This is a genomic window from Arcobacter suis CECT 7833 (genome assembly GCF_003544815.1).
GTDB classification, from domain to species: Bacteria; Campylobacterota; Campylobacteria; order Campylobacterales; family Arcobacteraceae; genus Aliarcobacter; species Aliarcobacter suis.
In genome coordinates this window covers 663510-679322 of sequence record NZ_CP032100.1, presented here as the reverse complement: position 1 = coordinate 679322, position 15813 = coordinate 663510, and the positions used below count along the sequence as shown (strand labels likewise).

General features: G+C 27.1%; 18 protein-coding genes. 1 reads left to right on the top strand and 17 read right to left on the bottom strand.

What is annotated here, in order from left to right:
• Window positions 1–110: 110 nt before the first annotated feature.
• From ASUIS_RS03315 to ASUIS_RS03240, 16 genes are all read right to left on the bottom strand, one after another.
• Complete coding sequence (locus ASUIS_RS03315) at window positions 111–1268, bottom strand: cation:proton antiporter (RefSeq protein WP_118885711.1); 1158 nt, start codon at window positions 1266–1268, stop codon at window positions 111–113.
• Window positions 1269–1333: 65 nt separating this feature from the next.
• On the bottom strand, window positions 1334–3382 hold the full coding sequence (locus tag ASUIS_RS03310; protein ID WP_118885710.1) for an ATP-dependent helicase: 2049 nt from the start codon (window positions 3380–3382) through the stop codon (window positions 1334–1336).
• Window positions 3383–3634: 252 nt separating this feature from the next.
• Complete coding sequence (locus ASUIS_RS03305) at window positions 3635–4189, bottom strand: ferric reductase-like transmembrane domain-containing protein (RefSeq protein WP_118885709.1); 555 nt, start codon at window positions 4187–4189, stop codon at window positions 3635–3637.
• Window positions 4189–5148, bottom strand: a complete 960-nt coding sequence (gene msrP / locus ASUIS_RS03300) for a protein-methionine-sulfoxide reductase catalytic subunit MsrP (protein ID WP_118885708.1) — start codon at window positions 5146–5148, stop codon at window positions 4189–4191. The genes ASUIS_RS03305 and msrP overlap by 1 nt, the downstream gene beginning before the upstream one ends.
• Window positions 5149–5214: 66 nt before the next feature.
• Complete coding sequence (locus tag ASUIS_RS03295; RefSeq protein WP_118885707.1) at window positions 5215–6408, bottom strand: NnrS family protein; 1194 nt, start codon at window positions 6406–6408, stop codon at window positions 5215–5217.
• Window positions 6409–6506: 98 nt separating this feature from the next.
• Window positions 6507–7244, bottom strand: a complete 738-nt coding sequence (locus ASUIS_RS03290; RefSeq protein ID WP_192894401.1) for a tetratricopeptide repeat protein — start codon at window positions 7242–7244, stop codon at window positions 6507–6509.
• A gap of 95 nt (window positions 7245–7339) precedes the next feature.
• The gene (gene prx-suh, locus ASUIS_RS03285) at window positions 7340–7882 is read right to left on the bottom strand and encodes a thiol peroxidase Prx-SUH (protein ID WP_118885705.1); all 543 of its coding nucleotides are present in this window, start codon (window positions 7880–7882) and stop codon (window positions 7340–7342) included.
• A gap of 98 nt (window positions 7883–7980) precedes the next feature.
• Window positions 7981–8820, bottom strand: coding sequence for a CvfB family protein (locus ASUIS_RS03280; protein ID WP_226799979.1), 840 nt, complete (start codon window positions 8818–8820; stop codon window positions 7981–7983).
• A gap of 22 nt (window positions 8821–8842) precedes the next feature.
• Window positions 8843–9643, bottom strand: coding sequence for a metal ABC transporter permease (locus tag ASUIS_RS03275; RefSeq protein ID WP_118885704.1), 801 nt, complete (start codon window positions 9641–9643; stop codon window positions 8843–8845).
• Window positions 9644–9651: 8 nt separating this feature from the next.
• Window positions 9652–10392: a metal ABC transporter ATP-binding protein gene (locus ASUIS_RS03270; RefSeq protein ID WP_118885703.1), complete on the bottom strand. Its 741-nt coding sequence runs from the start codon at window positions 10390–10392 to the stop codon at window positions 9652–9654.
• Window positions 10393–10450: 58 nt separating this feature from the next.
• A complete protein-coding gene (locus tag ASUIS_RS03265) occupies window positions 10451–11194 on the bottom strand; it encodes an ElyC/SanA/YdcF family protein (RefSeq protein WP_118885702.1) in 744 nt (247 codons plus the stop codon).
• Window positions 11195–11980 (bottom strand): AmmeMemoRadiSam system protein B, encoded by a 786-nt coding sequence (amrB, locus tag ASUIS_RS03260; protein ID WP_118885701.1) that lies wholly within the window; start codon window positions 11978–11980, stop codon window positions 11195–11197.
• Complete coding sequence (gene amrS, locus ASUIS_RS03255; protein ID WP_118885700.1) at window positions 11977–12963, bottom strand: AmmeMemoRadiSam system radical SAM enzyme; 987 nt, start codon at window positions 12961–12963, stop codon at window positions 11977–11979. Before amrS ends, amrB begins: the two co-directional genes overlap by 4 nt.
• Window positions 12960–13505: an AmmeMemoRadiSam system protein A gene (gene amrA / locus ASUIS_RS03250; RefSeq protein ID WP_118885699.1), complete on the bottom strand. Its 546-nt coding sequence runs from the start codon at window positions 13503–13505 to the stop codon at window positions 12960–12962. Before amrA ends, amrS begins: the two co-directional genes overlap by 4 nt.
• A 14-nt stretch (window positions 13506–13519) precedes the next feature.
• Window positions 13520–14452 (bottom strand): ferrochelatase, encoded by a 933-nt coding sequence (gene hemH / locus ASUIS_RS03245; protein ID WP_118885698.1) that lies wholly within the window; start codon window positions 14450–14452, stop codon window positions 13520–13522.
• A complete protein-coding gene (locus tag ASUIS_RS03240; RefSeq protein WP_118885697.1) occupies window positions 14439–15041 on the bottom strand; it encodes an ATP-binding cassette domain-containing protein in 603 nt (200 codons plus the stop codon). The genes hemH and ASUIS_RS03240 overlap by 14 nt, the downstream gene beginning before the upstream one ends.
• 199 nt (window positions 15042–15240) lie before the next feature.
• Between ASUIS_RS03240 and ASUIS_RS03235 the strand changes: the two genes are divergently transcribed.
• Entirely contained in the window at window positions 15241–15534 is a 294-nt protein-coding gene (locus tag ASUIS_RS03235) for a c-type cytochrome (RefSeq protein ID WP_118885696.1), read from the top strand.
• Window positions 15535–15562: 28 nt separating this feature from the next.
• Here the strand turns inward: ASUIS_RS03235 and ccoS are convergent, their stop codons facing one another.
• Window positions 15563–15808: a cbb3-type cytochrome oxidase assembly protein CcoS gene (gene ccoS / locus ASUIS_RS03230; RefSeq protein WP_118885695.1), complete on the bottom strand. Its 246-nt coding sequence runs from the start codon at window positions 15806–15808 to the stop codon at window positions 15563–15565.
• Window positions 15809–15813: the final 5 nt, after the last annotated feature.

The following is a 15813-nucleotide window of genomic DNA, read 5'->3' as shown; positions in this document are numbered from 1 at the left end:
GTTCATTTTATTAAAGATTTTATTGATAATTTCGATTGTTTTTGTGAGTAAAAAGAGCTATGTAAAAAATTATTTTTTATAAAAAGATGAAAAGTAAAAATATAAAATTTTTACTTTTCTAATTTAAACCATTTGTAAAGTTTTCGGATAAATATCATAAGAAATAGTCCATCTATCATACTAGCAATAATAAATGAGAAATATTCAGCTTGAGTTATTAGACCATAATTAAAAGATAACATAGCAATTGCTACCATAAAAGTAAGAGGCATAGAATCACTAAGGGCAAAAAGTGCTGTTTGTTTGAATTTTAAATAATTAAAAAATACTAAATAAGAACTAATTAATCTAATTGATATGATTGCAACAATTATAAATCCCGCATGTTTCATAATTTCTAAATCAATAATATCAAGTTTTACAGTTGAACCTGTATAAATAAAGAATATTGGTGCAAAAAAACCAAAACCAAAAGATTCAATTTTATCAAGAAGTTCATGTTTTTGATTAAAAAACATTTTAAAGAATAATCCAGCAGTAAATGCTCCTAAAACAACATCGATTTTTAACAATAACATAATTGATACTAAAATCAATAAAAGTGAAATAGAAAATCTTATATCTTGGTCATATCTATCATTTTGAGAATCAGGAATAAGAAATTTTTTTAATTCAGGGAACCACCAAAAAGCAATATAAAAAACTCTTAATCCCAAGATTGTAATAGCAACAACACTAATAACAGTTAAAATTGATATAAAAAAGCTAATACTAAAACCATGTTCTGTCCAACCACTAAATAAAGTTAAAGCTAAAATACTTATTATCTCACCCACTACACCTATTGATAAAGCTAGATTTAACCATGGTTCTTCTTTTCCATACTCTTTTATAAGCATCATAATCATACCTAAAGAGAAAATAGGTAAAGCCACGAAATAAGTAAGTCCTAAAGAGAAAAACCAACAAACAAATCCAGAGATTGAATACAACAAAATAAAATATAAAACTACATTTACAGCTAAAGTTGCTTTTATAATTTTTACAAGTTTAAAATTTATCTCAAGTCCTGCAAGAAACATCAAATAAACGAATCCAAATTTAGCAATTAATTTTAATGTTTCATCCGCATATATCAATCCTAAATAACCCGCAATTAGTCCTAAAACTATTTCAACAACAACTACAGGTGCTTTTATCATTTTTGAAACAATGGGTGCCATCATAATAATTGTACACACTGAAATCATCAAAAGAATTTTTTCCACTTATTCTACTCCTAAACTATAACTACTCTTCATATTTTTTATATTTTATTATATTTGTCTTGAATCTAAGATTCTTCAGCATCTTTTATAATCATTCCTGCTTCTTTTAAAAATGGACTTGCTACAAAAGTCATCTTTTTTATTTTGTCATATTTTGCATAAGATAAATACAAAATATCTTTTGCTCTTGTAACTGCTACATAGAATAATCTTCGTTCTTCTTCTATGCTTCCACCTTTACTCATAAGTTTTCTATTTGGAAATCTTCCATCCATTAAATCAATTACATAAACCTCTTTAAATTCTAAACCTTTACTTGCATGAATAGAAAGAAGATTTACTCCATCTCCTTCACTCATTTCACTTCCACCTAAAATCATAGAGTTTATGAATTTTGATAAATCTTGGAAATTTCTTGATAGATTTTTTAAAAGCATTACTTTTCTATTTATTTTTGCAAGTGATTTTGTTTTTTGGCTTGGATTTATTGTTCCATCTTTTTGGGTTGCTCTTTTTGTAGATAAAAAATCTTTTAGTTTTGAATACGCCATAGAAGAAGCAATACTTCCAACTAAAGTTTCTGGAATTTTTGTTCTTCGTAAATGTTTCATCAGTAAATAAATATCATATAAATATTTTCCACCATCAACATTTAGTTTTGGATGTTTTAAAATAGGATTTCCCAAAAATGCCTCTTCAAAATTACAATCTTTAAACTTTGAAATAGAACCTAATTCAATAAAATCATCAAAAAGACCAAGTTGTCTATTTTTGACTTTTCCATTTTCATAAGGATTATTTATATCAGCTCTAGGGGAAAAAAGACCTTTTAATAAATCTCCATCACCAAGTTTTATAAGTGCATCAAAAATATCTTTTGCAATTGCTTTTCCAATACCTTTTCCATGTTCAACAACATGAATAAAAGCCATCATATCATTGTGTGTAATTTGCATAACTAAAACATCTAAAATAAATTTCACTTCAACAGAATCAAAAAAACTCATTCCACCTTTTCTTTTAGCTGGAATTGAAAACTCTCTTAAGTTTGCTTCTATTCCATCGGCACTTGAGTTGTTTCTATATATGATTGCAATATCATTATGTGGAGTTGAACTTTTTGAAATAAGTTCTGAAATATATTCATATTGTGAAAAAAGTTCATTAAAAGCTAATAATTTTGGTTTATGTTCATTTTCAGTTCGTACAACTTCAAGTTTTTTTTCATAAACTCTTTCGTTGTATTCAATAACTTTTGTAGCTAAATCTAAAATTGGTTTTGTTGAACGGTAATTTTTTCGTAGAGTAAAAACTGTTGCATTTTCATATCTATCACCAAATGTAGAAATAATTCCAATATCAGAACCATTAAAAGCATAAATACTTTGGTCATAATCGCCAACGCAAAATAGAGATTTTGGTTTAAAAGCATCAAGAAGTCTTCCTTGAAGTGGATTTGTATCTTGGTATTCATCTACAAGTATCTCTTTAAAACTAAAATCGTTTTCTTTTAAAGTTTCAAGCATGATAGTCAATAAATCATCAAAATTTGCATATCCATATTTTGTTTTTAATTCACTAAACTCATCAACAACATCTTCATAAATCATAATATAAAGTTCATGTGCAGGACTTTTTGATTTTATCCAATCTCCAAAAGTCTCACCGTCATTTGAGTTTAAATATAAAGAATATAAATCGTACAAATATCCGCCATCATAAGGATTGGCTTCAGCATCTCTTTCAAAAAATACTCTTTTTTCATAAATAGATTTAAATAAAGTTTTTAATTCATTTGGTTGTTTTAAAGTGATATTTACTTTTAACTCTTTTAAAAGTTTATAAGAAACAGAATGAAAAGTTCCAGCCATAATTTGTTTTGCTATATCTTTTCCAAAAAATTTAGCAACTCTTGCTACCATTTCAGCTGCTGCTTTATTTGTAAAAGTTAAAAGTAAAATTTCATTTGGTTTAACACCACTATTTATAAGTGTAGCAATTCGCCCAACGATAGTTGAAGTTTTTCCAGTTCCAGCACTAGCAATTATAAGATTATAACCAGCACCACAAGTGGCAGCACTTAGTTGTTCTTGATTTAGGTTCGATAAAGGCATGGATTAGTTTGTTGTATTTTTGAAAAGTTTTATCATTTCGCAATGGTATCATAATAGAATTAAGAGAGATTGAAATAAAAAAGGGACGCCTTTCGACACCCCTTTTTTACACAAGGAAACATAAAAATTATTCTGTCTAAGAAATCTATCTTAAAGCGCTGTATAAATAAGCCGCTGCGTCAACTTATCTATGAAAAGATTTTAACAGTTCATAATTAACTAAAATCTAATCAAGAATTAACCAATAGTAAACTAAAGTTTATTACTTCTAACTATTTGCTGTAAAAGTTTGTAATATCCAATTATTAGAATAATTCCTATATAAATAAATTGTGTTATATTTACAGATTTTTGCGCCATAATCCAATGAATCGTAATTAAAATCAAAGATAAATAAACTAATTTATGATATTTATTATATTTTCTAAAAAGTTGTTTTGTTGAAGTTATTGCCATAAATAAAAGTATAAAAAAAGCAATCATTCCAAGATAAATAAAAGGCTTTTCAACTGTCTCTTTTAAGATAAATTCAAAATCAAATGAAGCATCAAAAACTATAAAATTTAAAAGATGTAAAAAAGCATAAAAAAATCCCAAAAGCCCAATTTCTTTTCTATATTTTATTAGATTTATTTTTTCTTTTATTAAAGAAATAATTATGGAAATAAATAAAATCACAGTTGCACTAACTCCTGTGATTGTATAAATATATTTTATTGGATCATTTACATCATCAATTATAAATAATCTAATTAATAAATAAACAATAGGTAAAAAAGCTATTAAATACATAAAAAATCTTTTCATTATATAAACTTTGTTAAATCCATTCCAACATAAAGTCCTGAAACTTCTTTTTCATAACCGTTGAACATTAAAGTGTTTTGTTTTGTAAAACTTCCCAAAACTCTCTCTTTTTTTTGAGACCAACGGGGATGGTCAACATTTGGATTTACATTTGCATAAAATCCATATTCATCGGCATTTTCTTTTTGCCAAGTATTTAGTGGCTCTTTTTCCACAAAAGATATTTTTACTATTGATTTTATAGATTTAAATCCATATTTCCATGGAACTACAAGTCTGATTGGTGCGCCATTTTGTTTTGGCATCAAATCCCCATAAAGTCCAATGGCTAAAAAAGATAAATCATTCATAGCCTCATCAATTCGTAATCCTTCAACATAAGGATATTCAACTGCTCCAAAAGCTCCTCGTTTTTGGTCAGGAAAACTTGTTGTATCAACTAAAGTTTCAAATCTTATATATTTTGCACTTGAAAGTGGTTTTACTTTTTTTATCAAAGAGCTAAGTGTATAACCATTCCACGGAACAACCATACTCCAACCCTCAACACATCTAAATCTATAAATTCTCTCTTCTAAAGTTAACATCTTTTTTAAATCATCTAAATCAATTTTCATTGGATTTTCTACTAAACCATCTATTTGTATTTTCCAATTATCTGTTTTTAAAGTATGTGCCATATCTTTTACAGCACTTTGTTTTGTAGTGAATTCGTAGAAGTTATTGTGTGAAGTTATTTGCTCATAGGTATTTAGTTTTAAAGCATTTTTATTTTCATCTTTTATAAAATCTAAAGTAATATTTGGAAGATTTTCTTTTGCTAAAAGCTGCATAATTGCACCACTTGCCACAAGTGAAGCAGCTCCAAGTTTTATAAAACTTCTTCTTTTTTCAAATAGTTCTTTAGAAGTTACTAGATTTTCACTGATTTGCCAAGATTTTTTTCTAATGATATTCATAAAATACCCTTTTTTATTTTTCTTATTATAGAAACTTTATGTAAAGGGTATGTTTAGAAAATACAACTATTTTCCTTTTAATAAAATAGTTATATATTTACTTGACCATAAAAGCAAACCAAAAATTAGTAAAATTGCTGTTATATCTAATAAAGCCATATAATTTAGTCCAAAATTCAAAGAAAATGAGGTAAATATTCTAAATAAAGTTATGATTTGAATTGCAATAAAAACAAATATTGCAAAATTATTTGCATGGGGAGTTGAACCAGAATGTCCTAAAATTACCCTAGTTCCAAAACCTACAAGAACAGTTATAAAATATCCTAAAGCCAAAGTGTGAATAACCGCTTTTTCAAAAACAATACTTGGGTCATAAAATGCCATTAATCCCTCAATTATAGAGATAAAAAAAGCAACTGGAATCCAATAAAGCCCAAGAAATAAAACCCACATAATTGCAGGAACTTTAAAAAATGGAAGTTTCCATCTTATCAACTCTTTTGTGAAAATAATAAACAAAGGAACATCTACTATTAGATTTAATTTAACATTATCAAAAGATAATAAAACTACTTTTAAGGCTAAAAAAACAAACACTAAAGTCAAAAGATTTTCACTTTTATTTATTTTATAATCTGGTGCTTTTGATGTTGTAAAAAATGGAATCATTCTTTGTGAAATTGTAAAAATTATCATAAAAATAAATAGATAAAAACCCCCATTTATAGCAAATTTAGAAATTAAATAAGAGAAAGAAAAATCTAAATTTGAGATTATAAATAAACCATGACTTATAAGCCCAGAAAAAAAAGCTATCAAAACCCATTTTGTATCTTCTTTTACTTTTATAAGACTTTTTTGATGTATTAAATAAAGTAGTTTAAAACTCATAATTTGTGCTATTAGCATCAAAATTTGGAAAATAAAAGTACCTTTTGAATAAAAAATTAGTGTTAAGAAAACACCTAAAGATGCAAAAAAATATAATAAAAATAGATTCATGTAAACTTTTGTTTCAATATCTGCTTGAACTAAAAATCGTGGAAAAACCACAAATAAAAATCCTAAAAAAAACTGAATAAAAATAACAAAAATCATAGAATAAGCATGATAAGTTAAAACACTACTATCTAAAATAAGAATATTTGAATAAGTTGCTACAAATAAAGACATAAAAAGAATAAAAAATAAAATACCACTTGTAAAAAATGGCTGGTGAGGTTGTGAAGAAAACTTCTTATACCATGAAAAAAACATAATTTCTCCTAAAATAAAGCCACTTTGAAAGTGGCTTTTTGATTTTGAGAAATTATATCAATAATAAAAATTCAAATCCTTGATTATAAACAAGAGAATTAATATACTAAACCTTTTAAATTGTCATAAGCTTCACAAGCTTCTTGAAGATTCAAGCCACAAGCTTTTGTGAATAATTCTAAAGCTTTAATATTATTTTTTACAAAATATTCCCCATTTACATACATGATTCCTAAATTGTAACAAGATTTTGGATAACCTAAATCACAAGATTTTTCATAAAGTATTGCTGCTCTTGGAGGATTTTTTTCAACGCCTTCTGCATTATTGTATCTAACAGCTAGGTTATAACAAGCTTTTGAATGATCTAAGTTACAAGCTTTTGTCAGATAATCTACAGTTTTGAAAATGTCTTTTTCCACTCCATCCCCAACTGCATACATATTTGAAATATTATAACAAGAAGCTCCCAGTCCAGCTTGGCAAGTTTTTTCGTACAATTCAATAGCTTTTAATGGATCTAATCTAACACCATAACCATTTTGATACATATATCCTAAGTTATAACAAGCTTTTGTATGATTATCATCACAAGCTTTTGAAAAAGCCTCTGCTGCTTTAAAATACTCTTGTTCAACTTCAGTTCCATTGTAATATAAAAGTCCAAGATTATAACATCCAGAAGATGCACCTTCATCGCAGGCTTTTTTAAATATTTCAATAGCTTGTTCATTATTTCCTTTTTTGTATTCTACGAAACCATCATTTACACCTGCGGCAAATAAAGTTTGTAAACCTAACAAAAAAAACAGTGTAACTTTTAATAAATTTTTCATGATTTTTCTCCTACTAATAAATTTAGCGTAAGATAGTATACTACTTATTTAGATAAAGAGGGAATAAAAAGCCACAAACTGTGGCCTTTTAGGATTTAGTGGCAAGATCCTCCGCCACAACAAGAAGTAGATACAACTTCATTAACAGCAGCAAGTGCTGCTTCATAATTTGGTTCTTCAGTAATTTCAGGACAAATTTCTTTATATGTAATAACACCTGAAGCATTAATAACAAATACTGCTCTACAAGTAACACCAGCTAATGCTCCACTTGCAATTAAAACACCATAAGATTTAGCAAATGCTTTTGCTCTAAAATCTGAACCAACAGTTAGATTTTCAATTCCTTCAGTTGTACAAAATCTTCCCATTGCAAATGGTAAGTCCATAGAAACTACGATTACTTCTGCATTTTCAACTTTTGCTGCTGCTTCATTAAATTTTCTAGTTTCTGCTGCACAAACTGCTGTGTCTAAAGAAGGAACTACAACTATAATTTGAGCTTTACCTTTTTGACCACCTACTTGAACATCTGATAAATCTTTTGCTACTACTGTTACAACAGGAGCAATATCTCCTACTTTTAATTCTGTACCACTTAAAGTAACTTCGTTACCTTTTAATTTTGTTGTTGCCATTTATTTTCCTTAATAAAAATATTTATTGCTATTATAATAAAATAGGATAAAAAGAGTCTTAATTATTTGCAATCAAGATGTAACTTTAGCAAATGTTACTATTTAACTCTAATACAGCTCTCTTCTAAAATTATTTTATTCTCAGCTATTAGTTTAGTTAAAGATGCCTTAAAAGCTTTTTTACTAATTCCAAACTTCTCTTTTATTTCATCGGCTTCGCTTTTGTAAGTAAAATCTAGTTTTCCACCCTCTTTTGCTAAAACATCAAAAACCTTATCTCCTGATGCTTTTTCACCTATTTTTTGTAAAGAAATATCTATTTTATTGTCATCTCTTACATTTTTCACATAAGCTCTTTTTGTATCACCTATTTTTAGATTTTCAAAAATCTCAGTGTGATATATCATTCCATCATAAGAATTATTTACTATTACTTTATATCCAAGTGGTGTTTTTGAATATAAAATAATTTCAACCTCAGCATTTTTTTCTAAATCTTTTATCTCTTTTAATAAATCATATTTTTCAGAAGCAATTAATCTATTTGTTTTTTCATCTAATTGAAGTTGTAAAACTTTTCTATTCCCAATAGAGTAAGTTCCTTTTTGTTTATTTTTAGGAACTAAAATATGTTTTGGTAATCCAATATCCACAAAAGCGCCAAATTTCATAGAATCAACTATCTCTAAAGAAGCAAATTCATATAAATACACATAAGGTTTAAGTGTAGTTGCCACAAGTCTGTCTTCACTATCTGTGTAAATAAACACATCCAAAAAACTACCTATTTCCATAGACTTTGTAACATAAGCATTTGGCAATAGTACTTCCGTTTGATCATCACTAATTAGATAAATTCCTGGTTCACTAACTCTATTAACAGCAAGAGTATTTAATTCTCCCACATAAATATGTTCGTTTATTTGTTTTTCATTCATTTTGGTTTTTCCGTTTTAATTTTTATTTTTTTATTCTTAGAAGTTTCACAATTGCTAAAACAACAACTGCAACTAAAATAATACTAGCACCTGAACTAATATCATAAGAGTAAGAAACTATTAATCCTAAAATTGTAAATATTGTAGCTAAAATAGAGCTAATTATCATCATTGTTGATAATTTTGATGAAAAACTCTCAGCTAAATATGTGGGAATTGTTAAAAGTGCAATTACTAAAATCAATCCTACAGCTTTTATAGCTGCAACTACACAAAGTGCCGCTAAAATCAAAATCAATGTATAAAAAAACTTTACATTTATTCCTCTTAAAGTTGCAAATTCACTATCATATGAAACTGCTAAAATTTGTTTATAAAAGAATATAACTATTGAAATAATAAACACATCTAAAACAGCCATATATATAACATCTTCATTTGAAACTGCAATAATAGAACCAAATAAATATGACATTAAATCTACATTATATCCAGGTGTTAAATCCACAAATATAATACCAATAGCCATACCACTTGCCCACATCATCCCAATTATTGCATCTATTCTATTTCTATTTTTTAGTGTAATAATTGCTATTATAATCGCTGTTAATACAGCAAAAACTGTAGCTCCAAATAAAACTGGGATTCCCATATAAATAGCAAGTCCAATTCCACCATAAGAACTATGCGCAATTCCACCTGTTAAAAAAGTAATCTTATTTACAACAACTAATGAACCTATAATTCCAGCAGCTATTGATATTAAAACTCCAGCTAATAAGGCATTTTGAATAAAATCATATTGTAATATTTCTAACATTTTTGCCCTTAATGTGTATGTTCACAACAAACATGAGATTTACCCAAAGCTGATAAAAGTTCAACTTCACATAAATGTTCATTTTGTGTATTTACATTTTTTTCTACATTCTCTAAAGAATGATAAACTAAATTTTTATTTATATGAGCCACATTTTTTGCATAGTTTAATAAAACTGAAATATCATGGCTAACCACAACTATACAAATAGAGTTATTTAACTCTTTTAATAACTCATAAATTTCCCTTTGACCTTTTACGTCAATACTAGCTGTTGGTTCATCTAACAACATAATTTTTGGATTAGAACACAAAGCCCTTGCTATAAAAACCCTTTGTCTTTGACCGCCACTTAAATCACCAATTTTTGAATTGGCAAAATCTGCCATACTAACTTTTGCTAATGAAGCCATCGCACAACCAATATCTTCCTTTGAATATCCAAATAACTTTTTTTTAGAGCTTACATGTCCCATCAAAACTATTTCTAAAGCAGTAATTGGAAAATCTATATTCAAATTTGTATTTTGAGGTACATATCCCACTTGATTGTTTTTTATTTTTTTGTCTATTTTCCCATCTTGAGGTGTTAATAAACCTAAAATTAGTTTTAGTAAAGTAGATTTTCCTCCACCGTTTGGACCAATTATTGCTAAAAAATCATTATCTTTTATTGTTAAATTTATATTTTCTAATACATCTGTTTTATGATATTTATAAAATAAATTACTAATATTTATTAATTCCACTAAAAACCTTTATTTGCAACTTTGTTGCAATAATATCAGATATTGGATTAATTTTGTCTCAAATATCATTTCTTAGATAAGAATAGATTAATCCTAAATATTCATGAATCGCCATTTCACAATTTCTCAGATTTTTAGCTGAAAAATATGATGAATAAGAGTCATCTTCATAAGCCAAATGATTTGTTGGACTTGCAATTACATTTAAACCCTCTTTTTGAAACAATAAAACTGACCTTTTCATATGAGAGGCACTTGTTACTAAAATCAAAGCTTCATTTCCAACAATCTTTTTTGTTTCAATTGCTTCTTCTTTTGTATCTTTAGTAGTATCAAGTCTAATAATATCTTCTTGTTTTACACCCAAAGAGATAGCCAATTTTTCTTGCATTAAAGCGTGGGAATTTTCATCAGTTGCGCCATAACCTGAAACTATTAGTTTTGCATTTTCAAGATTTTTATAGTGTCTAATTCCTTCAACTAATCTATTTATTCCTACCATTTTTACTTGAGAAGTTATACTCAAACTCTCATCACTTTTATGTCCACTTCCTAAAACTAAAATGTAATTTACCTTTGGAGTTTCAATTAAAGCTTTATGAGAATTTTCAAGTGGAGATAAAAGAGCAATTGAAAAAGGTTGAAATGAAAATATAAAAAACCAAGCCAGCCCTAAAAACAAAAATATCTTCGCTTTTTTATATGAATTAAACATCAAGTAAAAAAAAGCTAAAAGAAGTAAAAAAAGACCAATTGGAATTGGTAACAAAAAAGCTGAAACAATTTTTTTAAATACAAACATCTATTTTCCTATTAACGCTGTTGTATATCCAACAACTCTGCTTTTATCTTTTGTAACATCAGCACTTGTACAATAATTTAGCACTTTCGTTTCATAGTTATTTTTAATAGCCCAATTTATAATAGCTTTAACACCTGTTTTTCCACAAGCTTCACAATAATCAAACAAATCTAAATCCTTTTTATCTATTGCATTTAAACAAATATTATCTTTTTTCTGCGCTTCTTCAAGGGTATAAAAATGACTTAAATCTGTACTTATTACCACAAAATTATCACTATTGGATAAAATCTCATTTATAACTTTTGATAAATCTTCGTAATTAATTTCACCATAAATAATCTCAACTATTTGTACGTTTTTTAAATAGTGTTTTATAAATGGAGCTTGTGTTTCTGTTGAGTGTTCAAATTCACACTCCACATTAAAATCTAAAAAATCATATTTGTCTATTAAATCTTTTGAAAACTCTTTGTCAATTTTTAGATTTCCAAGTGGTGTTTCATACTCATCATATAAAGCCACACTTGCACCTTTTAGATAAACTTTATGTGATGGTCCAATTACAACTACTCTTTTTATATCTTTTTTTGAAACTAATTTATAAGCCAAATTTGCAGTAAATCCACTATAAATATATCCAGCATGAGGAACAATAATAGCTTTTATATCTTCAAAGGTTTTTATATTCACACAAATACTATTAAAATGATTTATATATTTTAAAATCTCTTCTTTTGTATCTGGATAAAAACTTCCACTAACAACTGCTTTTCTTATACTCATTTAAAAACTCCATCAACTTTTGTTTTACATTTAGGACAGATGCCATCTATAACTCTATTTTCTAAAACACTAAAATATTTTCTTTTTATCAGAACTTCACCGCAATTTTTACAAATGGTATCATTTTCAAAAGTGCTATTTCCTATATAAACATAATTTAGCCCATGACTTTTTGCAATATCAAATGCCATTTGTAAAGTTTCATCTTCTGTTCGCTCTAAATTTTGTTCTTTATAATCAGGATGAAAAGCACTAATATGCCAAGGAATATTAACACCTAAATTCTCTTTTATAAACTTTACTATATTTTCTAACTCTTCTTTTGAGTCATTAACTGTTGGAACTATCAAAGTTGTGATTTCAAGATGAATACCATTTTTTTTGATATTAATTAAATTATCACAAACAACTTTCAAATCACCACCTAAAGAATTTTTATAATATTTTTTATCAAAAGATTTTAAATCAATATTCATGGCATCAATGACACCTTTCATATCAGCTATTACTTCAGCACTTTCAAAACCATTTGAAACAAAAACAGATTTTATACCAAACTCTTTGGCTTTTATTGCAATGTCCCTTGCAAATGGATAAAAAATTGTTGGTTCATTGTAAGTATAAGAGATTGATTTGCATTTCTTTTCTTTTGCAATATTTACTATTTTTTCTGCGCTAAAATAGTTGTTTTTATTTATATTATTGTTTTGCGAGATTTGCCAGTTTTGACAAAAAGAACATCTAAAATTACAACCAACTGTTCCAAGAGAAAGTGAAGTTGAGGAAGGTAAAAAGTGATAAAGAGGTTTTTTTTCAATTGGGTCAATATTTAAAGCACTTAAATATCCGTAAACTAAACACTTTATTTCTTCAGCAATATTTTTATTTACTCCACAAACTCCTGTTTGCCCTACTTTTAATTTACAATAATAAGAGCATAAAAGGCAAACTAATCGCTCTTTTTCTTGTTTGTAAAATTTCATTTTATTTTCTTAACTTCATAAGTAAAAACGTGCGGATGAAACTCCAAACAATTTACTTCAAAACTTCCTTTATGACAAAGATGAGAAAAAAACTCTTCAAAAGTTGAAAGTTGTTCCCAAACTTGTGGTAAAAATGTACTTCTTCGTCCATCTTTTTGTAAAATCACACCATGAATATTTGGTTTTATTTTCGATTTTAAATCTTCAATATTTGTATAAATAACTTCAATTGGCGTTGATAATATAGAGATTTCGATTTTTACTTTTTTAAATTCATCAAGAGTTAGTTCATAAAATCTTGGGTCTTCAAAAGCAGCAGCATTTGCATTTGAAACTAAATCATCAAGAAGTGGTCGATATGCCTGTAAAGAACCAATACAACCTCGAAGTTGATTATTTAAAGTCAAAGTTACAAAAGTTGCGCCATTTTTTGATAATTCTGGAAAATCAGTTAAAAGTTTTGTTTTATCTATTTTTACAGTTTCATCAAACTTCTTTTCTATTGAATTTTTTGCAATCTCTAATAAAACCTGATTTTCCATTTTAAACTCCTATTTCAATTTTTAATAATATCCTTTATAGCTTCAATAAATCCATCACTATCATTTACACATTTACATACTTTATAATCTTTTATTCCTAATTCATGAGCAATTTCTCGATATTCAATATCAAGTTCAAAATCTGTTTCAGAGTTATCAACGATAAAGGCAATTGGATAAATAATCACATTTTGGTCTTTAAAGTTTTTTAACATCTCTTCAAGAGAAGGATCAAGCCATTTTAATGGTCCGACTTTTGATTGATATGCTAGATTTATTGATTTAAAGTTTATACCTTTTTCTCGTAATTTATCTGATAATATTTTTACATGTTCATTCATTTGAATTTCATAAGGATCACCAGCATCAACTATTTTTTGAGGAAGTCCATGTGCTGAAAAAATCAAATTATATTCACTTGGATTTGGTGTTTTTGAAATTATTTCATCTAAAATACACTCATTAAAAATTTCATTTCTATAAAATGTTTCAATAATTTGCACTTTAAAATTTCCTTTAGCAAAATACATAAAATCTTCAAAAGATGATTTTGTAGTTGTAGTTGAATACTGAGGATAAAGTGGCAAAAGTAGAACTTCTTTTATTCCATCTTTTTTCATTTGATTTATAACATCTTTTGCAAAAGGTGGTGTGTATCTCATGATTTGATAAGTTGTAAAATCTTCTATTTTTTTATTTGCTTTTTGAATTAATTTTTCAGTTAATTTATTTATTGGTGATTCATTTCCTATTTTTTCATAGTTTTGCCAAGCACTATCAAGTCTTGAACTTACAATAAAAGTTGCAATTACTTTTCTAAGTAGGCTACTTTTCACCGTTATTATATTTTTATCGTTAAACATATTTGTTAAAAACATTTTTAATTCAGCTTTATTTCTAGCTCCACCCATGTTAAGTAGCACTAGTGCTTTTTTATTTTCTTGCATTTTCTTCTAACCTTATAATTTTATCGCTGCACCATGAAGCCATATCTAAATCATGTGTAATTAATAAAATGGCGCATTTATCTAAAAGTGTAATTAATAATTTCATTACTTCATAAGCTATGATATTATCCAAAGCTGATGTTGGTTCATCTACTAAAAGTAAATCTGGTTTCATAAGTAATGCTCTTAAAATAGAACATCTTTGAAGTTGTCCACCACTTAATTCATGTGTTTTTTTATCTAAAATTTCTTCTTTTAAAGTTAATTTTTCTAATAAATCTTTTAATTCATTAGCAGAAATTTCTCCTACAACATCTTTGATTTGCTCTTTGATTGAATATGTTGGATGAAAAGAGTTATATGGATCTTGAAAAATCATTGCAATTTTTGATTTTTCTATAGTGCCAGTTATTGGTTTTAAACTTCCAAAAATCAACTCAAATAGTGTAGTTTTTCCTGTTCCACTTTTCCCAAAAATAGTTACTAAATCACCTTTATTTAATTCCAAAGAAAAATCTTTATAAATTGGATTATCTTTTTTATAATAAAAAGTTAAATTTTTTATATCTAAAACTCTTTTTTGATTCAATTTCTGTACCTTCTTTTTAAAAATATACTATATAAAAAACTGCCTTTATCTTTGCAAAATAAGCCTTTTTTTCTTTTCACAAAATATCTACAATTATGAGTAAAACTTCCATTTGTAATTTAAAAAATAAGCTAAAATATTAAGCATAAAAAAAGAAAAAAAAGCTAAAATATTTTTCTTAATTTCAAGGAGAAAAAAAATGAAAAAAATCGTATTATCTGCAATCTTTGTTGCTGCTACTGCTGCGTCTTTATCGGCTGCATCTTTTGCTGCATGTGCAACTTGTCACGGTGCAAACGGTGAAAAAGCTGCTTTAGGAAAATCTGAAATCATCAAAGGATGGGCAGAAGCTAAAACTGTTGCTTCTTTAAATGGATACAAAGCTGGAACTTTAAATGTTCACGGTATGGGTGCTGTTATGAAAGGTCAAACTGCTAAGTTAACTGACGCTGACATTGCTGATTTAGCTAAACAAATTGCTGCAATGAAATAATTTTGTAAAACTGGCCAATGAAAATTGGCTAGTTTTCTTCTACTTTTAATTTCTCTTTTTCACTTTTTAATTTTTCAGCTTTTGCATCTTTTAGATTCTTTTCTTTATTAATAGCATCATTTAAATCATCAACACTATCAAATAATAATCCATTTACCATTTTACTTGAATCATCAAATTGTCCCGTTTTTGCCGCCCAAATAAAAAGAAATAACATCCCAGCTGAAATTATAATTCCAACAATCAACATAAAAAAAAGTGTATCATTTATCATTTTTA